The organism is Pandoraea eparura (genome assembly GCF_902459725.1).
Lineage (GTDB): Bacteria > Pseudomonadota > Gammaproteobacteria > Burkholderiales > Burkholderiaceae > Pandoraea > Pandoraea eparura.
In genome coordinates this window covers 226,641-244,612 of record NZ_CABPSH010000001.1, presented here as the reverse complement: position 1 = coordinate 244,612, position 17,972 = coordinate 226,641, and the positions used below count along the sequence as shown (strand labels likewise).

The window sequence follows — 17,972 nt, the reverse complement described above, 5'->3', positions numbered from 1 at the left end:
TTCCGCCGTCCCCCATCTACATGAGCGCACCGCACAAGCCCGTCGGACCGATTCTTCGACGTCTGCTGGGCTACCTTCAGCCATATTGGCATATGGGCCTGCTGGCCGTTCTCGCCATGGCGCTCGTGGCCGGCACCGAAGCGGCCATTCCGGCCGTGCTCAAGCCGGTGCTCGACAAGGGGTTCTCGGGCCAGGATCCGTGGAATCTGTGGTACGTGCCCGCCGCCGTGATCGGCCTGGCCGTCATCCGGGGGCTGGCGCAATATTCGGCCAACTACATGCTCTCGTGGGTGTCCAACCGCGTGCTGCTCGACCTGCGCGTGCGCATGTTCGAGCGTCTGCTGCATGCGCCGGCCGCCTTCTTTCAACGCGAGACGACGAGCACGCTCATCAATGCGCTCGTCTACGAAGTCAACCAGGTGCTCGGCGTCCTCACCACGGTGCTCATCACGCTCGTGCGCGATTCGCTCACCGTCGTTGGCCTGCTGGGCTATCTGTTCTACCTGAACTGGCGCCTCACGCTCGTCGTGGCCGTGATTCTGCCGTTCATCGGCTGGCTCGTCGGCAAGATCAATCGTCGCCTGCGTCGCCTGAACCGCGAGCAGCAGACGCTGACCAACGCGCTGTCTTACGTGGTCGAAGAAGCGGTGGGCGGCTACAAGGTGGTTAAGATCCACAACGGCGAAGCGTATGAAAAGTCGCGCTTCGACAAGATGACCAGCACGCTGCGCGGCTATGCCATGCGCGTGACGGTCTCCGGCGGCCTGGCGCAGCCGGTGACACAGGCCCTTGCCTCGCTGGCGCTGGCCATCGTCATTACGGTGGCGATGATCGAGTCGTCGTCGGGCGAGATGACCGTGGGCGGCTTTACGGCCTTCGTGACGGCGCTGCTGCTCGTCGTCTCCCCGCTCAAGCACCTGATGGACGTCAACCAGCCGCTGCAGCGCGGTGTGACGGCCGCCGAGCTGATTTTCGAAGTCATGGACGTCGACGTCGAGCCGACCGGCGGCGAGCGCACACTGGAGCGCGCCAAGGGCCGAGTGACGTTCGATCAGGTCAGCTTCCACTACGGTGCCAGCGAGCGTCCGACGCTCGACAGGATTTCGCTGGAGGTGGCGCCCGGTGAGATGGTGGCGCTGGTGGGGCCGTCCGGCAGCGGCAAGACGACGATGGTCAACCTGGTGCCGCGTTTCTACGATCCGACCGGTGGCCGCATCCTGCTCGACGACATTCCGCTCACCGACCTGCGCCTGGCCGATCTGCGTCGTCAGATTGCGTTCGTGAGCCAGGACGTCGTGCTGTTCAACGACACCATCGCCGCAAACGTGGCCTACGGCCAGGAGATCGACGCCGAGCGTGTGCAGGCGGCGCTGCGGGCGGCCAATCTGGCCGATGCGGTCGCGGCCATGCCAGACGGCGTCGAGACGCTCGTGGGCGACAACGGCATGCGTCTGTCGGGTGGTCAGCGTCAACGTCTGGCGATCGCGCGCGCGATATACAAGGATGCGCCGATCCTGATTCTGGACGAAGCGACCTCCGCGCTGGATTCGGAGTCGGAGCGTCACGTGCAGGCGGCGTTGGAAGTGCTGATGGAAGGACGCACCACGCTGGTGATTGCGCACCGCCTCTCGACCATCGAGCGCGCGGATCGCATCGTCGTGCTCGAGCACGGGCGCATCGTGGAGCAGGGCTCGCACCAGGCGTTGGTGGCGCATAATGGCCTCTACGCGCATTTGCACCGCATTCAGTACGCACAGCAGCAGGACGCCTGACGTCGTCGAAGCGTCGCGAACGTCAGCCCATACCCGCCTGTCTTGAAGAGGATCACGATGAGTCAGCCGCCGATCAGCCGTTTCCCCGTGCCCGACCTTGCCACGTTGCCGGCCGATATTCGCGCACGTATCGACGAAGTGCAGGAGAAGGCCGGCTTCATCCCGAACGTGTTCCTCACGCTGGCGCATCGCCCCGACGAATTCCGCGCATTTTTCGCGTATCACGATGCGCTGATGGTCAAAGCGGGCAATCTCAGCAAAGGCGAACGCGAGATGATCGTGGTTGCCACGAGCGCAGTGAATCAGTGTCTGTATTGTGTCGTTGCGCACGGTGCGCTGGTGCGCATCTATGAAAAGCAGCCGTTGCTTGCCGATCAGGTGGCCGTCAACTACCTCAAGGCCGACCTGAGCGAGCGCCAGCGGGCGATCCTCGGTTACGCGATGAAAGTGTGCGAGCGCTCCCACGAAGTCGGCGACGACGATTACGCGGCGTTGCGCCGACACGGCCTCGACGATGAGGACATCTGGGACATCGCCGCGATCACGGCGTTTTTCGGCATGTCCAACCGCATCGCCAATGCCATCTCGATGCGGCCTAACGACGAATTCTTTTTGATGGGACGCGTGCCGCGCAAGTAGGGCCGCCTCCGCACTCCTTAATTTTCAGCCCATGATTTTTGTGACTGGCGGTGCCGGATTTATCGGCGCGAATTTCATTCTTGACTGGCTCGCGCAACATGACGAGCCGGTGTTGACCATCGACAAGCTGACTTACGCGGGCAATCTCGCCAATCTTGCCAGTATCGAGCATGACCGGCGACATCGCTTTGCCCAAGTTGATATCTGCGACCGCGACGCGCTCGATCGACTGTATGCCGAGCATCGCCCGCGCGCGGTGCTGCACTTCGCGGCGGAAAGCCATGTCGACCGTTCCATTCATGGCCCTGGCGACTTCGTGCAGACGAACATCGTCGGCACATTCACGATGCTCGAAGCCGCACGCGCCTATTGGGGAACGCTCGACGGCGAGGCGCGCGATGCCTTCCGCTTCCTGCACGTCTCGACGGACGAAGTCTATGGCTCGCTGAGCCCGAGCGATCCGGCATTCACCGAGACCACGCCTTACGCGCCCAACAGCCCGTACTCGGCGTCCAAGGCCGGGTCCGACCATCTGGTGCGAGCCTATCACCACACGTATGGTCTGCCGGTACTCACGACCAACTGCTCGAACAACTACGGCCCGTACCAATTCCCCGAAAAGCTCATTCCGCTGGTGATTGCCAATGCGCTGGCCGGCAAGCCGCTGCCGATCTATGGCGACGGCAGCAACGTGCGCGACTGGCTGTACGTCGGTGACCATTGCGCCGCCATTCGCGAGGTGCTTGCCAGAGGCGTCGTGGGCGAGGTCTACAACGTGGGCGGCTGGAACGAGCAGAACAACCTCTCGGTCGTGAAGCATCTGTGCGCATTGCTCGACGAACTATCGCCGCGTGCCGACGGAAAGTCGTATGGCGATCAGATCACGTTTGTCACCGATCGTCCGGGCCACGACCGTCGCTATGCCATCGACGCGCGCAAGCTTGAGCGCGAACTGGGCTGGCGCCCAGCCGAGACGTTCGAGACCGGCATGCGCAAGACGGTGCAGTGGTACCTCGCCAACGGAGAGTGGGTGCGCCAGGTGCAGTCGGGCGAATACCAGCGCTGGATCGAGACACACTATCAAAAGAACGACTGAGGCACGCATGAGTATCAAGCGCAAGGGCATCATCCTCGCCGGCGGCTCCGGTACGCGACTGTATCCGGCGACGCTGGCCGTCTCCAAGCAGTTGCTCCCGGTGTACGACAAGCCGATGATCTACTACCCGCTGACCACGCTGATGCTGGCGGGGATTCGCGACGTGCTGATCATCTCGACGCCGCAGGACACGCCGCGCTTCGAGCAACTGCTGGGCGACGGCAGCCAGTGGGGCCTGAACCTGCAATACGCCGTGCAACCGTCGCCGGACGGACTGGCGCAGGCATTCCTGATCGGCGCGGACTTCATCGGTCGCGATCCGTGCGCGTTGGTGCTCGGCGACAATCTGTTCTACGGTCACGATTTCGCGTCACTGCTTTCGGCAGCGAATAGCCAGACGGATGGAGCCTCCGTGTTCGCGTATCGCGTGCACGATCCGGAGCGATACGGCGTAGTGACGTTCGATGAGAAGGGCAAGGCCATCGAACTCGTCGAGAAACCCAAGGAGCCGAAGTCGCGTTACGCCGTGACCGGTTTGTACTTCTGCGATAACGACGTGATCGAGATCGCACGGTCGATCAAGCCGTCGGCGCGCGGTGAGCTGGAAATCACCGACGTGAACAACGAGTATCTGCGTCGCGGCAAGCTCAACGTCCAGATCATGGGTCGCGGATATGCATGGCTGGATACCGGCACGCATGAATCGATGCTCGAAGCGAGTACGTTCATCCAGACGATCGAAAGCCGTCAGGGCTTGAAGGTCGCGTGCCCCGAGGAGATCGCCTACCGGCGTGGCTGGATCGACGCCGCCGCGATCGAGGCGCTCGCGCAGCCGCTCGCCAAGACCGGTTACGGCCAATACCTGCTCTCGATGCTGCGCGAGCGGTTGTTCTGAGTCTGCCGCATCGCACTCCTTCGATTCTTACCGGTATCTCGCTATGCAAGTGATTCCCACCGCCATTCCCGCCGTTTGCGTGATCGAACCCAAGGTCTTTGGCGACGCCCGCGGCCATTTCTTCGAGAGCTTCAACCAGCGCAACTTCGACAACGCGCTGGGCGAGACGCTCACGTTCGTGCAGGACAACCAGTCGCGCTCGGCCCGAGGCGTGCTGCGCGGGCTGCACTACCAGGTCAAGCAACCGCAGGGCAAGCTCGTGCGCGTGCTGCACGGCGAAATTTACGATGTCGCGGTCGATATCCGTGAAGGCTCGCCGACCTTCGGCCAGTGGGTCGCGGAAGTGCTGAGCGCCGAAAACAAGAAACAGTTGTGGATTCCTGCGGGCTTCGCGCACGGTTTTGTCGTCACGTCGGAGACGGCCGAAGTGCTGTACAAGACCACGGACTATTGGGCGCCGCAGTTCGAACGCTGCATTCGCTGGGACGACCCGACGCTCGCGATTCCCTGGCCGCTCGACGGCATCACGCCGAACGTCTCGGACAAGGATCGGCAGGGCATGCTGTTCTCGGACTTCCGGCACGAAGCGTGATGCCCCGTACGGGACCATGTCCCGTACGCGTTGCCTCCGGCCGTCGCGGCCCGGTCGTCAATCGACGGCGGGTCCGGCGGCCGTTGCTTTTGCAGGCGTCGTCGGGATGTCGGCAATGTCGGCAATGCTGGCGACGTCGCCCTCACCCGGCGCGGCGGACGTGTCGCCCGTCACCCGCAGCACTCTGACGGCGCGCAGACCAAAGCGCGCGCTGAGTGCGTCCGCCACGCTCTGCGATGACGGTTCCGTGCCGCCGCCAACGGGTGAGCCATCCGCCCCCGAGGTGCCAGAGCGCGCCGGGTCACGCAGCCCTTCGACAATCACGTCGGCCTCCAGCCCGTTGTTCAGGTAATGCAGTTTGACGTCGTGCAGCGCCAGCGCATTGGCGCGGCACAGTGCCTCTGCCGCGCCGACCACGACCGAGCGCGCAGGCCATTGCTGCAACGCAGTGCCCTTGGTGTCGCTCTCGGGATCGACGTGTACGAGCACATCGAGAATCTGCGGCTCGAGCATGACCGTCGCGCGTGCCTGTTCCGCGATGTAGTGTCCCTCGGACACCGACAATCGCGCATCGACGAGGATGTGCACGTCGACCACGATCTCGTCGCCCATGCGGCGCGTGCGCAGCATGTCGATGGTGCGCACGCCGGGCGTCGCGAGCAGACGCTCCCGAATGGTGACGGTCGTGGCGTCGTCCACGCCGCGATCGATGAGGTCCTGCAACGCGTTCCAGCCGAACTTCCAGCCGGTGCGTCCGATCATCAGGCCCACGAGGGCGGCGGCGAGCGGGTCGAGAATGCGGTAGCCCGCGAGGTTGCCCAGAATACCGAACGCCACGACGAGCGACGACAGCGCGTCGGAGCGCGCGTGCCACGCGTTGGCCACGAGCATCGCCGAGCGCACGCGTTGCGCGGCGCGCAGCATGTAGCGAAACAGCCCTTCCTTGCTGACCAGCACCAGAACGGCGACGACCAGCGCGATCGTGTGCACTTCCGGAATGTCTTCGGGGTGCAGCAACCGCTCGATGCCGCGCCACAGCATGCCTGCTCCCACGACGAGCAGAATGACGCCGAGAAACAACGACGCCGCGTTCTCGTAACGGCTATGGCCGTAGGGGTGATCGGCGTCCGGCGCGCGGGCGCTGCCGCGCGCGGCAGCCAGCACGACGAAGTCCGAGACGATGTCCGAGAGCGAGTGAATGCCGTCGGCAATCAACGCCTGCGAACGGGCGAAGATGCCGATGACGATCTGCGCCGTCGTGAGCAAGATGTTGACCCAGATGCTGACCCAGGTCGTATGACGTGCGACGGCATGCTTGTCGAGCGCCTCGCTCGAGGCTGCCAGGTTATCGTAGTTCGAGTAGGGCATGACGTCGGAACGTGCGAGCGCTGCGTTGGGTTACACCAGGATGATGTCGTACTGCTCCTGATGGAACGACGATTCCACCTGCAGCGAAATCGGCTTGCCGACGAAGTCGATGAGCATCGCGAGATGCTGCGACTCTTCCTCCAGGAACAAGTCGACGACCGCCTGCGAAGCGATCAGACGGAATTCGCGCGGGTTGAACTGGCGCGATTCGCGCAGAATCTCGCGCAGGATGTCATAGCACAGCGTGCGCGGCGTTTTGACCTGTCCCTTGCCCTGGCAGACGGCACATGGCTCGCACAGTACATGGGCGAGCGATTCGCGTGTGCGCTTGCGGGTCATCTCGACCAGCCCGAGCTGGGAGAAGCCATTCACGGTGATGCGTGTGCGGTCGCGCGCGAGCGCCTTCTTCAGCTCGGCCAGCACCGAGTCGCGGTGCTCGGTGTTCTCCATGTCGATGAAGTCGATGATGATGATCCCGCCCAGATTGCGCAGCCGCAACTGGCGCGCGATCATCAATGCCGCTTCGAGGTTCGTCTTGAAGATCGTGTCGTCGAAGTTGCGCGCACCGACATAGCCACCGGTGTTCACGTCGATGGTCGTCATCGCCTCGGTCTGATCGATCATCAGATACCCGCCGGACTTGAGATCGACACGGCGCGACAGCGCGCGCTCGATTTCCGTCTCGACGTTGTACAGGTCGAAGAGCGGCCGCTCGCCGGTGTAATGCGTGAGCTTGCCGAGCACCGCCGGTGTGTACGTTGTCGCGAATTCCGCCAGTTTCTGGAACGTCTCGCGCGAGTCGACCAATATCTTGCCGGTTTCCTCGTGCACGAAGTCGCGCAGCACGCGCTGGGCGAGGTTCAGATCCTGGTACAGCAGCGCCGGCGCCGGCATGCGTGTGCTCTGCTCGCCGATGGTCTGCCAGGACTTGCGCAGATAGGCGATGTCGTTCGCCAGTTCGGCGTCGGCCGCGTCTTCCGCAATCGTGCGCACGATGAAGCCGCCTTTCTCGTCGGCCGGCACGAGCGCCTGGATCTTGCTGCGCAACGCCTCGCGCTCCGCTTCGCTCTCGATACGCTGCGAAATACCGATATGGGGCTCCTGCGGCAGGTAGACGAGCGTGCGCCCGGCAATGCTGATTTGCGTCGACAGGCGCGCGCCCTTGGTGCCGATCGGGTCCTTGATGACCTGCACCATCAGCGTCTGCCCCTCGAACACCGTCTTCTCGATGGGCGGCTGCGGGTGCGGCGTGGACGTGTCGTTGCTCGTGCGCGGATGCCAGATATCGGCCACGTGCAGGAACGCCGCGCGCTCCAGCCCGATATCGATGAACGCCGATTGCATGCCCGGCAGCACGCGCACGACCTTGCCCAGGTAGATGTTGCCGACCAGACCGCGCGAGAGCGTGCGCTCGATGTGCAATTCCTGCACCGCTCCGAGCTGCATGAGCGCCACACGGGTTTCCTGTGGCGTGATGTTGACCAGAATGTCTTCGTTCATAAAGTGTCGACCGGACTCGGTAGGCTTGGCAAATTCGGTGGGTGTCAGAAGTCGACGCCGGCCTGGCGCAACAGCGCGGCGGTCTCGCACAACGGTAGCCCCATGATGCCGGAGTAGCTGCCGTCGATACGCAGCACGAATTCGGCGGCCCTGCCCTGAATCCCGTAAGCGCCCGCTTTGCCCCTCGGCTCGCCCGAGGCGACGTAGCGCTCGATCTCCTCACGGCGCATCGGCCGGAACCAGACGTGAGAAATGTTCACTGCCTGATGGATCTGGCCGTCGGCGCACACGGCGACGGCGGTCAGCACGCGATGGCGCGTGCCCGACAGACGAGCGAGCACGGCGCAGGCGTCGGCGTCGTCGAACGGCTTGCCGAGGATGGTGCCGTCCAGGCACACCGTCGTATCGGCGGCAAGAATGGGGGCGCCGGGCAGGCCGGCGCGGGCCAGGCGAGCGATAGCCGCCTCGGCCTTGGCGCGCGTGACGCGCTGCACGTAGTCGTCGGGCGGCTCACCCGGCAGCACGGCTTCGAGCGCTTCGGCGTCCTCGTGGGCCGCCGGCAGCAGCATTTCGAAGCGAACGCCGAGCTGCTGCAGCAGTTCCTGACGGCGGGGGCTTTGCGACGCGAGATAGATGTACGGCATGGCGGCTTGGCTTGAATTCGTCCAACCCGGCACACGACTTCGCAACGATCTGCAATCGCGTGCACCGGGCCGCGGGATGGGCTGGGCGAGGGGAACGTCCTATTATGCCGCCTTGCGCCCATGCCCGCCAGCGCGCAGGGCGGGTGGACAGCGGCATAGGAGGGGACTTCGACGCGGACATGGACCGGAAAACGGGCGGACTGCCGTCGATGGTTCCCCGGCAGAGGCTCAGGCGTCGTCGAGGAAATCGGCGCCGATCAGGTCGATGCGGTCGGTGCAGATGGCATCGACCCCCCACGCCGCCAGTTCGCGCGCGCGGACCGGATCGTTGACCGTGTAGACCAGCATCTGCAGGCCGGCCGCCTTGATTTGTGCGACCTGCGGGCCGTCGAGCGGCTGATGGCTTGCGTGCAGCGAGACCGTGCCGAGCTTGCGGGCGTCCTCGCGCCAATGCACCGGAACGGCTTCATACAGCATGCCGCGCGGCAGGTCGGGGGCAGCGGCAGCTGCCGCTTCGAGGGCCTCGTAGGAGAACGACGAGAGCAGAGGCGGCAGGGCCTGGCCCGCCCACAGCGCCTGAACGGCCTCGGCGACCCGCTTGCCCGTTTCCGCCTCGCGGCCCGGGCACGGCTTGATCTCGACGTTCGCCGCCAGCCCCAGCGCCATACAGCGCTCGGCCACCTGGGCGAGGGTCGGCATCACCTGCCCTGCGAAGCGTGCGCCGAACCAACTGCCGGCGTCGAGCTTCGCGATGTCGGCGTAAGTCATCTGCGCGGCGGCACCGTGGCCGTTGCTCGTGCGATCGACGGTGTCGTCGTGCAGCAGGAAGACAGTGTTATCCGCCGAGAGCTTGGCATCGAACTCGACCATGCGCAGGCCGAGCGACGCGCCCGTCTCGAAGGCGGCCAGCGTGTTTTCCGGCGCCAGCTTGCCGCCGCCACGGTGCGCGACGATGCGCGGATAGGGCCAGGTGGGCCAAAGCGGGGCCGGTGTCGAGCGATCGCTCATGCTTCGACTCGCTTGCCGGTGGCCGGATCGAACAGATGCAAGGCCTTGGCCGAGATGGCCAGCGGCACCACGGTGCCCGCCGCCGGACGCATCTCGTGCGGCAGACGCACCGTAACGGGCTGCTCGCCCCAGCGGCCGTGGGCCAGATTGTCGGCGCCGAGCAGTTCGAGCTGATCGACGAGGATACTCGTCTGCGCGGCAAAGGCCCCCAGGCCGTTTTGCGGATCGGCGGGCACCAGATGCTCGGGGCGCACGCCAAGCACGAGCTCACGGTTGGCGTACGCCATGCTCGTGGGCGGCAGGCGCAGGGCCGGTCCGCCGCCGTCGACCTGGAACGTGCGACCTTCCGTGTCGACACGGCCCTTGAGCAGGTTCATGGCGGGCGAGCCCATGAAGCTCGCCACGAACAGCGACGCCGGGCGCTCGTACACGTCCGTCGGTGTGCCGATCTGTTCCGCGTAGCCCTTGTTCATGACGATCACGCGATCGGCCAGCGTCATCGCTTCGATCTGATCGTGCGTGACATACAGACTGGTGGTTTTCAGGCGGGCGTGCAGTCGCTGGATTTCCAGGCGCATTTGCACGCGCAGCTTGGCGTCGAGGTTCGAGAGCGGCTCGTCGAACAGGAATACCGCGGGCTCGCGCACGATCGCGCGGCCCATGGCCACACGCTGACGCTGACCGCCCGAGAGTTCGCGCGGCTTGCGGGCGAGCAGGGGTTCCAGTTCCAGAATGCGCGCGGCGGCGAGTACGCGCTCGTCGATGGTCGCCTTGGCGATGCCGCGGATCTTCAGGCCATACGACATGTTCTGGCGCACATCCATGTGCGGATACAGCGCATAGTTCTGGAACACCATCGCGATGTTGCGGTCCTTCGGCTCCAGTTCATTGACGACCTGCGAGCCGATCAGGATGCTGCCTTCGCTGACCGATTCGAGGCCGGCGACCATGCGCAGCAGCGTCGACTTGCCGCAGCCCGAGGGACCGACGATGACGACGAATTCGCCGTCTTCGATGTCGATGTCGACCCCGTGCAGGACATAGTTTTTCCGGTCGTAGGTTTTCTTGACGTGATGGAGTTTGAGATTTGCCATGATTACTTTTCCGAATCGACCAGACCGCGCACGAACCAACGTTGCATGAGCAACACCACCGCGAGCGGCGGCAGCATGGCGAGCAGCGTGGCGCTCATGACGAGTTGCCATTGGGTGGCGGTGTCGCCGCTGCCGATCATGCTCTTGATGCCGACCACGGCCGTCGTCATCGACGGGGCATTGGTCACCAGAATCGGCCACAGGTACTGATTCCAGCCATAGATGAAGGTGATGACGAACAGCGCCGCGATATTCGTCTTCGACAGCGGCAGCACCACATCGAAGAAGAACCGCATCGGGCCGGCGCCGTCGATGCGCGCGGCTTCGACGAGTTCGTCGGGCAGCGTCATGAAGAACTGCCGGAACAGGAACGTGGCCGTGGCCGAGGCGATGAGCGGCAGCGTGAGGCCCGTATAGCTGTTGATGAGGCCGAGCGTCGAGATCACCTGCACCGTCGGGAATATGCGAACCTCGACCGGCAGCATCAGCGTGACGAAGATCAGCCAGAAGAACAGATTGCGCAACGGGAAGCGGAAGTACACGATGGCGAAGGCCGACAGGATCGACACCGAGATCTTGCCGAAGGTGATGACTAGCGCCATGAACAGGCTGTTGCCGAGCATCAGCCCGAACGGCATTGCGGAATCGCCCGTGCCCTGGTTCCAGACGGTAGCGAGGTTCTGCAGCAGGTGCGTGCTCGGGATGAGCGACAAGGGAACGTTGAAGATCTCGCGCTCGTTCATGGTGGCGGCGACGAACGCCACATAGAGCGGGAAGACCACCAGCAGCACGCCGATGACCAGCATGACGTGGCAGAAGATATCCAGGCCGCGACGGTTCTCGATCATGCGTATTGCACCTTGCGTTCGATGAAACGGAACTGCACGACCGTGAGCACGATGACGATGGCCATCAGCACTACCGACTGGGCAGCCGAGCTGCCGAGGTCGAGCCCCTTGAACCCTTCCGAGTAAATCTTGTAGATCAGCGTCATGGTCGACTGACCCGGACCGCCGCCGGTCGCGGCATCGATCACCGGGAAGGTGTCGAAGAACGAGTACACGAGGTTGACCACCAGCAGGAAGAACGTCGTCGGCGAGATCAGCGGCAACACCAGTCCGAAGAACCGCCGGATCGGCCCGGCGCCGTCGATCGCCGCCGCTTCCACGAGCGAGCGCGGAATCGCCTGCAAGCCCGCATAGAAGAACAGGAAGTTGTAGCTGATCTGCTTCCAGATCGAAGCGAGCACGACGAGGAACATCGCCTGGCCGCCGTTGAGCGCGTGATTCCACTCGATGCCGAGCTTCGCCAGGCCGTAGGTGACGAGACCGATACTCGGATTGAACAGGAACGCCCACAGCACGGCCGCAATGGCGGGTGCTACGGCGTAAGGCCAGATGAGCAGTGTCTGGTACGTGCGCTTGCCGCGCGTGACGCGGTCGGCCATGGCCGCGAGCAGCAACGAGATGACCAGTCCGCAGACCGTCACCAGCCCGCTGAAGACCATCGTGGTGCGAAACGACGCGAGGTAGAGCGGGTCGCGCCACAGCGAAACGAAGTTGTCCAGGCCGACGAACTGGCTGGACAGCCCGAAGGCGTCCTGCGCCGAGGTCGATTGCCACAGGGCTTCGCCCGCGGGCCACAGGAAGAACACGACGGTGATGAGCAGCTGCGGGGCGACGAGCGCGTAGGGCAGCCAGCCGGTGCCGAAGCGAGGGCGTTCTCTGGAGGTATGCGCCATAACGTAATGAGCGGAAAAAACCAACCCGGCCCATGTCGTCGACGGGGCCGGGTGGTCAGGGTAACGTCACGATTCTAACGTCACGATGTGCGCGGCGAACGCGGTCAAGTTGCCGGCGTCGCGCGCGCCATCGTGCGCTGCGGGCCGCTTAGCTGCCCTGCTTCTCGAAGCGGCGCAGCAGTTCGTCGCCACGGGTGACCGCCTTGTCCAGAGCGGCTTTGGGCGTTTGCTTGCCGCTCCACACGCCTTCGAGTTCTTCGTCGACCACCGTGCGAATCTGCGGCATGTTGCCCAGGCGCAGACCTCGCGTGAACGGCAGGGGCGGCTTGTTGAGCATCTGCTTGATGGCCATGTCGGCGCCAGGATGCTTCGCGTAGAAGCCCTGCTTCTCGGTCAGTTCGTAGGCGGCCTTCGTCACCGGCAGATAACCGGTGTCCTGGTGCCACTTCGCCGCCACGGCCGGCGACGCAAGGTAGTTCAGAAACTTGGCCACACCCTTGTACTCGGCGGACGACTTGCCGGCGAGTACCCACAGGCTGGCGCCACCGATGATGGCATTCTGCGGCGCACCCTTCACGTCGGCGTCGTACGGCATCATGCCCACGCCGTAGTTGAACTTGGCGTACTTGGCGATATTGGCGAGGGCCCCCGAGGTGGTCATCGCAATGCCGCAGTCGCCGCTGTAGAACTTCGACGTCACTTCGTCCTTGCGGCCCACGTAGGTGAACGTGCCTTCCTTGGCCATGTCGGCCAGGAACTGGATGTGCTTGATCTGCTGCGGGCCGTTGAAGTTCAGCTTGGCGTCAAGACCGTCGAAACCGTTGTTCTTCGTGGCGAACGGCAGGGCATGCCAGGCGCTGTAGTTCTCGAGCTGCGTCCAGCCCTGCCAGCCCGTGCTGAAACCGCACGACATGCCGGCAGCCTTGAGCTTCTCGGCATCGGTCTTCACGTCGGCCCAGGTCTTCGGCGGGGCGTTCGGATCGAGACCCGCCTTCTTGAAGGCGTCCTTGTTGTAGTACAGCACCGGCGTCGAGCTGTTGAACGGCATCGACACGAGATGATTGGTCTTGCTGTCGGCGTAGTAGCTCGCCACGGTCGGCACGAACGCCGCTTCGTTGAACGGCTCGCCGGCGTCCTTCATAACTTGCCACACCGGCTTGACGGCCTTCTTGGCCTGCATCATCGTGGCCGTGCCCACTTCGTACACCTGAAGAATGGCGGGGGCATTGCCGGCGCGGAACGCGGCGATACCGGCCGCCAGCCCTTGCTCGTAGTTGCCCTTGTAGATCGGGACAATCTTGTAATCGCTTTGCGACGCGTTGAAATCGTTGGCGATCTGGTTGACGCGCTCGCCAAGGGCCGATTCCATGGAGTGCCAGAACTGAATCTCGGTCGCGGCCAGGGCCGACGTGCTCATGCCGAACGTCATTGCAGCGCCAACGCCGGCCAGGACGATACTTCGCAGGGACGGTTGCTTCATGCCAATCTCCGGGGGTTCACGAGAAGTCTAATTGTTGTTCGCGGTGCGAACTGTGTAGCGCGGCGTAGACTACCACGTCACTGTGTTTTTTCCACCCGCAGCGCACAACGCGTGTTGCATGGAGGCGTCGATGGGGGATTGACAATCGCGCATGGGGGGGCGGGCGGCGACGCGTTGCGCGTCGTTTGAGGTTCGGCGCAACGTGGCATTGCGCCGCACAACGTGAATCGACTTATTTTCGACTTATTTCTGACATGCGGCGTTGTCAGACGCGGTGATAGGGGTGATTGGCATTGATGCTCCACGCGCGGTAGAGCTGCTCGGCGAGCAATACCCGCACCATGCCGTGGGGCATGGTGAGGCTGGAAAGTCGGATGAGGGTGTCGGCGCGCGCCTTGAGAGCTGGGTCGAGCCCGTCGGCACCGCCGATCACGAACGCGACGTCGCGTCCGTCCTGCTGCCAGCCGGTGAGCGACTGGGCCAGACGCATCGTCGTGAGGTCCTGTCCGCGTTCGTCCAGGCACACGAGACGGCAGCCACGCGGCAGGGCCGCGTCGATACGCTGCGCCTCGGCCGCCATGACGGTCTCGGCCGTGCGGGAGTTGGAGCGTTGCTCCGGCTTGATTTCCTTGAGTTCGATGCGCAGCTCGGGCGGCATGCGCTTGGCGTACTCGGCGAAAGCGGTCTCGATCCAGCCGGGCATCTTGTGCCCGACCGCGAGAATGAACAGACGCATGACGGCAGACTCCCGCGCAGCGCCGGCTTACTTTGCCTTGCGGCGGGCAGGGGCCGGGGCGTCGAGCGCGTCGTGCGCTTCTTCCACTTCGTCTTCGTGATCTTCCACGCTGGCCTTGGCGCCGGCCTTGGTGCCGGCGGCTTTCAGGCGCACCGGCTTTTCGCCCCAGATTTCTTCGAGGTTGTAATACTGGCGCAGAGCCGGCTGCATGATGTGGACGATGGCGTCGCCCGTGTCGACCAGCACCCATTCGCCCACGTCTTCGCCTTCCATGCTGACGATGTCGCCGCCGGCGGCCTTGACCTTGTCGCGCACGCTGGCGGCGAGCGCCTTGGTCTGGCGATTGGACGTGCCGCTCGCGATGATCACGCGCTCGAACAGGGCGGTGAGGTGCTCGGTGTTGAACACCTTGATGTCCTGGGCCTTGACGTCATCGAGGGCGTCGACGATCAGGCGCTGAAGTTTACGAATATCCATAGTGCGTCTTTTTGGTGAAACAGGGGGCGCCGAGGCGGCGGCCCGGCAAGGGCCGTCAGGCGCGATACAGGTGTTGCGCGCGGATGTAATGCCACACGGGTTCGGGCAGGTTCGCCGGGGGCGTGGCCGCGTCTCGCGCTTGCGCCAGTGTGGCGCGCAACTCGGTGGCGGAGATGTCGACAGCCAGTGAGTTGTCGATCAGGATGCCGCCGCATGGCGTGGATTGTACCCTGAGTGCGGACTTCTCCCGTTCGGCGAAGACCTGGCGCAGCGGCAAGGAGGCGCTGGCCCACCGGAAACCGGGGCGTGCGGCCGCGCAGACGTGGGCGTAGTCGAACAGTTCGCGCCAGGCGTGCCAGGTGTCCAGGCGCACCAGTTGGTCGGAGCCGATGAGCAGCGACAGCGACGCTTGCGGGCCGATGTCGCGGCGCATCTCACGCAGCGTGTCGACGGTATAGCTCGGTCCGGCCCGCTCGATTTCGCGCGTGCTGACGCTCAGTCGCGTGGTCGGTTGCGTGCGGGCCAACTCGGCGGCGAGCTGCGTCGCGGCCAGACGCGTCATGGCCAGCCGATGCTCGGCCGGGGTGCTGCCTTGCTTCTGTGGCTGCTGGCCGGCGGGCATCAGGATCAGTTCGTCGAGCGCGAGCGTGCGGGCGAACAGCGCACCCAGCGCGAGGTGGCCGGTGTGAATGGGATCGAACGTGCCGCCCAGCACGCCGATGCGCGGGATCGAACCGGCGGGCGACGCGTGCGTGGCGTGTGGCGAGGCAGGGGACGAGACGCTCATGCGGGGCCGGCCTTCACACCCACTCGCGGCGAACGAGGAAGTCGGTATAGAGCATCGCTTCCGGCGTGTCCGGCTCGGGCTTCCAGTCGTAGTGCCATTTCACGATCGGCGGCATCGACATCAGGATCGATTCGGTGCGGCCCCCCGATTGCAGGCCGAAATGGGTGCCACGGTCCCAGACCAGGTTGAATTCGACGTACCGGCCGCGTCGGTGGGCCTGGAAATCGCGCTCGCGCTCGCCGTAGGGCATGCCGCGACGGCGCTCGACGATCGGCACATACGCGTCGAGGAAGGCGTCTCCCACGCTTTGCATGACGGCAAAGCCCGTATCGAAGCCCCCCCCCGAGAAATCGTCGAAGAAGATGCCGCCGATGCCGCGCGGCTCCTGGCGGTGCTTCAGGTAGAAGTACTCATCGCACCACGTCTTGAAGCGCGGATACCACGTGGTGTCGAACGGATCGAGCGCGTCCTTGCAGGTCTGGTGAAAGTGCCGGCAGTCCTCTTCGAACGCATAGTAGGGCGTGAGATCCATGCCGCCGCCGAACCAGAACGCGGGCAACTGGCCGGGCGCCGTGGCGATCAGGATGCGCACATTGAAGTGCACGGTCGGGCAGTATGGATTGCGCGGGTGCAACACCAGCGAGACGCCGAGGGCTTCGAAGCCGCGCCCGGCCAACTCGGGGCGGGACGCGCTGGCCGAGCCCGGCAGCTTGTCGCCGACCACATGGGAGAAGTTCACGCCGCCGCGCTCGAAGAAGTCGCCGTCGTCGAGCACGCGGGTGCGACCGTCGCCGCGCAGCGCGCCATCGGCCGGGCGTTGCCAGTCGTCGGCGAGGAAGCGTTTGCCGTCAAGGCGCGCGAGCGTCTCGACAATGCGGTCCTGAAGCCCGAGCAGATAAGTACGCACCGCACCCGTATCCGGTGCTGGTGCGGCGTCTTGCGCTGTCATGCTGTGACGTCCCGATGCGTGGTAATACCGCGATTGTACCGGCAGCCACGCGTTCGGGGGGCGGGCCGGCGCGGCAAACCGTCGCGCCGGATGCGGCCCGGATGACCTGCATCAAACCCCGTCGATCAGGGCGCGGGGGCATTGGGCAGCGGACTGGCCGCGGCCACGCCGCCCGCAGACGCAGGGGACATTCCCTTGTTGAGGTCGCCCGGCGGGGGCATGAGGATCTGGCGCGTCGTCGGCACCGGCCACTGCGCCGTGCCACCGACCTCGGCGATGGCCCGGTTGGTATCGAAATACACCTGCCAGTAGTCGCGGTTGTGGCAATACGGGCGCACCGCGAGCACCGGCCCGGCCGGCGTGAATTCGAGAATCGCTACGTCGACGGCCGGCGTGCCCATCACGTTCGGGATCTGGGCGATGCGTGCCTTCAGGCGCGCCATCGCGTCCTGCACATCGACCGTGTGGGCGAGCTGCGCTGTCAGGTCGACGCGGCGGAACGCGTTGGCGTCATACACCGTGATGTTGTCGCCGAAGACCTTCGTGTTGCCCACATACACGCGCAGATTGTCGGCCGTCGTGAGCGTGGTGACGAACAGGCCGATCTCGTCGACCACCCCGGTCACGCCGCCTGCGCTGATCATGTCGCCGGTCTTGAACGGGCGCAGCACGATGAGGAAGATGCCCGAGGCGAAGTTCGACAGGAGTCCGGACCAAGCGGCGCCGATGGCGATGCCGGCGGCGGCGAGCAACGCGGCGAACGACGTCGTCTCGATACCGCAGACGCTGAGGATGGAAATGATCAGGGCAATGCGCAGGGCGATGCGCAGTGTCGATTCGGTGTAGCGAACGAGGGTGGGATCGATGGCGCGTCGGGTCATGGCGCTGCGCACGAGCCGCGCCACCACATTGATGACGATACCGCCGACTATCCAGATGACGACGGCCATCAGAATCTTCAGGCCGAAGGGCATCAGGTAATCGTTGACCAGCTTGTCGAGATCGAACATGAAAGTCTCCGTCGAGCGAGGGTCTGTCGGGAAAACTGCATGACATCCGCCGGGGCTGGCCGGACGCGCGGCAGGCAAGGACTGACGCGCCCGCGCGGTGTCAGCGTGCCAACTTGCCCCGCGCTTGTCAATCGCGACCGTGTGACGGTGTCCGGCGGCGTGCGGCGCGCGGGGACGCCGCCAA

18 protein-coding genes are annotated in these 17,972 nt (G+C 64.7%); 5 read left to right on the top strand and 13 right to left on the bottom strand.

The window, feature by feature from the left end:
• Nucleotides 1–20 precede the first annotated feature (20 nt).
• The 5 genes from msbA to rfbC are packed head-to-tail and all read left to right on the top strand — an operon-like array spanning nucleotide 21 to nucleotide 4,994.
• Complete coding sequence (gene msbA, locus PEP31012_RS01120; RefSeq protein ID WP_150587526.1) at nucleotides 21–1,772, top strand: lipid A export permease/ATP-binding protein MsbA; 1,752 nt, start codon at nucleotides 21–23, stop codon at nucleotides 1,770–1,772.
• A gap of 57 nt (nucleotides 1,773–1,829) precedes the next feature.
• Nucleotides 1,830–2,411, top strand: coding sequence for a peroxidase-related enzyme (locus PEP31012_RS01115; protein ID WP_150587525.1), 582 nt, complete (start codon nucleotides 1,830–1,832; stop codon nucleotides 2,409–2,411).
• A gap of 31 nt (nucleotides 2,412–2,442) precedes the next feature.
• The gene (rfbB, locus tag PEP31012_RS01110) at nucleotides 2,443–3,507 is read left to right on the top strand and encodes a dTDP-glucose 4,6-dehydratase (protein ID WP_150587524.1); all 1,065 of its coding nucleotides are present in this window, start codon (nucleotides 2,443–2,445) and stop codon (nucleotides 3,505–3,507) included.
• Between the two features lie 7 nt (nucleotides 3,508–3,514).
• Nucleotides 3,515–4,402, top strand: a complete 888-nt coding sequence (gene rfbA / locus PEP31012_RS01105) for a glucose-1-phosphate thymidylyltransferase RfbA (RefSeq protein ID WP_150587523.1) — start codon at nucleotides 3,515–3,517, stop codon at nucleotides 4,400–4,402.
• Nucleotides 4,403–4,445: 43 nt separating this feature from the next.
• Nucleotides 4,446–4,994, top strand: coding sequence for a dTDP-4-dehydrorhamnose 3,5-epimerase (gene rfbC, locus PEP31012_RS01100; protein ID WP_150587522.1), 549 nt, complete (start codon nucleotides 4,446–4,448; stop codon nucleotides 4,992–4,994).
• 57 nt (nucleotides 4,995–5,051) lie between these two features.
• Here rfbC and PEP31012_RS01095 read toward each other — a convergent pair whose 3' ends face one another.
• From PEP31012_RS01095 to PEP31012_RS01035, 13 genes are all read right to left on the bottom strand, one after another.
• Nucleotides 5,052–6,362 (bottom strand): cation diffusion facilitator family transporter, encoded by a 1,311-nt coding sequence (locus PEP31012_RS01095; RefSeq protein WP_150587521.1) that lies wholly within the window; start codon nucleotides 6,360–6,362, stop codon nucleotides 5,052–5,054.
• Between the two features lie 30 nt (nucleotides 6,363–6,392).
• A complete protein-coding gene (rng, locus tag PEP31012_RS01090) occupies nucleotides 6,393–7,862 on the bottom strand; it encodes a ribonuclease G (protein WP_150587520.1) in 1,470 nt (489 codons plus the stop codon).
• A 44-nt stretch (nucleotides 7,863–7,906) separates the two neighbouring features.
• Complete coding sequence (locus PEP31012_RS01085; RefSeq protein ID WP_150587519.1) at nucleotides 7,907–8,506, bottom strand: Maf family protein; 600 nt, start codon at nucleotides 8,504–8,506, stop codon at nucleotides 7,907–7,909.
• A 228-nt stretch (nucleotides 8,507–8,734) separates the two neighbouring features.
• A complete protein-coding gene (ugpQ, locus tag PEP31012_RS01080; RefSeq protein ID WP_150587518.1) occupies nucleotides 8,735–9,514 on the bottom strand; it encodes a glycerophosphodiester phosphodiesterase in 780 nt (259 codons plus the stop codon).
• A complete protein-coding gene (locus tag PEP31012_RS01075) occupies nucleotides 9,511–10,608 on the bottom strand; it encodes a sn-glycerol-3-phosphate import ATP-binding protein UgpC (protein WP_150587517.1) in 1,098 nt (365 codons plus the stop codon). The genes ugpQ and PEP31012_RS01075 overlap by 4 nt, the downstream gene beginning before the upstream one ends.
• A 2-nt stretch (nucleotides 10,609–10,610) precedes the next feature.
• A complete protein-coding gene (gene ugpE, locus PEP31012_RS01070) occupies nucleotides 10,611–11,456 on the bottom strand; it encodes a sn-glycerol-3-phosphate ABC transporter permease UgpE (RefSeq protein WP_150587516.1) in 846 nt (281 codons plus the stop codon).
• Nucleotides 11,453–12,349, bottom strand: a complete 897-nt coding sequence (gene ugpA / locus PEP31012_RS01065; RefSeq protein WP_150587515.1) for a sn-glycerol-3-phosphate ABC transporter permease UgpA — start codon at nucleotides 12,347–12,349, stop codon at nucleotides 11,453–11,455. The genes ugpE and ugpA overlap by 4 nt, the downstream gene beginning before the upstream one ends.
• Nucleotides 12,350–12,497: 148 nt before the next feature.
• A complete protein-coding gene (gene ugpB, locus PEP31012_RS01060; RefSeq protein WP_150587514.1) occupies nucleotides 12,498–13,829 on the bottom strand; it encodes a sn-glycerol-3-phosphate ABC transporter substrate-binding protein UgpB in 1,332 nt (443 codons plus the stop codon).
• Between the two features lie 265 nt (nucleotides 13,830–14,094).
• Nucleotides 14,095–14,565 carry a 23S rRNA (pseudouridine(1915)-N(3))-methyltransferase RlmH gene (gene rlmH, locus PEP31012_RS01055; RefSeq protein ID WP_017232866.1) on the bottom strand — a complete coding sequence of 157 codons (471 nt, stop codon included), beginning with the start codon at nucleotides 14,563–14,565 and terminating at the stop codon, nucleotides 14,095–14,097.
• 27 nt (nucleotides 14,566–14,592) lie between these two features.
• Complete coding sequence (rsfS, locus tag PEP31012_RS01050; RefSeq protein WP_150587513.1) at nucleotides 14,593–15,042, bottom strand: ribosome silencing factor; 450 nt, start codon at nucleotides 15,040–15,042, stop codon at nucleotides 14,593–14,595.
• 55 nt (nucleotides 15,043–15,097) lie between these two features.
• Nucleotides 15,098–15,829, bottom strand: a complete 732-nt coding sequence (locus PEP31012_RS01045; protein WP_150587512.1) for a nicotinate-nucleotide adenylyltransferase — start codon at nucleotides 15,827–15,829, stop codon at nucleotides 15,098–15,100.
• A gap of 13 nt (nucleotides 15,830–15,842) precedes the next feature.
• Nucleotides 15,843–16,778, bottom strand: a complete 936-nt coding sequence (gene hemF, locus PEP31012_RS01040) for an oxygen-dependent coproporphyrinogen oxidase (protein ID WP_150587511.1) — start codon at nucleotides 16,776–16,778, stop codon at nucleotides 15,843–15,845.
• A 125-nt stretch (nucleotides 16,779–16,903) separates the two neighbouring features.
• Nucleotides 16,904–17,788, bottom strand: coding sequence for a mechanosensitive ion channel family protein (locus tag PEP31012_RS01035; protein ID WP_150587510.1), 885 nt, complete (start codon nucleotides 17,786–17,788; stop codon nucleotides 16,904–16,906).
• Nucleotides 17,789–17,972: the final 184 nt, after the last annotated feature.